Source organism: Priestia sp. SIMBA_032, from assembly GCF_046535215.1.
Taxonomy (GTDB): domain Bacteria; phylum Bacillota; class Bacilli; order Bacillales; family Bacillaceae_H; genus Priestia; species Priestia aryabhattai.
The window spans coordinates 1-250 of the sequence record NZ_JAWRXD010001222.1 but is presented as its reverse complement, the minus strand read 5'-3'; the positions used below and the strand labels follow the sequence as shown (position 1 = coordinate 250).

Annotated in this window: 1 protein-coding gene; it reads left to right on the top strand. The window is 64.4% G+C overall.

Annotated features, from left to right (window positions below; translation table 11 throughout):
* A partial coding sequence (locus SB717_RS38220; RefSeq protein WP_410908408.1) for a hypothetical protein occupies window positions 1–250 on the top strand: 250 nt, incomplete at both ends.

Genomic DNA, 250 nt, shown 5'->3' with positions numbered 1-250 from the left:
CTCTCGAGCACGCCTACCGACTACTGATCAGCAGGCACGGCACGTTGCACAGCGCCTTCGTCCGTCGTGATGATCACATCGATCGTGAGGTCCACGACCCGGCGCGACTGGTCCTGCGGCCGGCTCCGACGGTGATGGCCTCGACATCGGAGGCATTGCGGGCGTTACTACACGATGCACTCGACACGGCCTGCCATCCCTTCGACTACCCGGCGTTCTTGCTCGCGGCGATCAACCGGACCGAACGGTC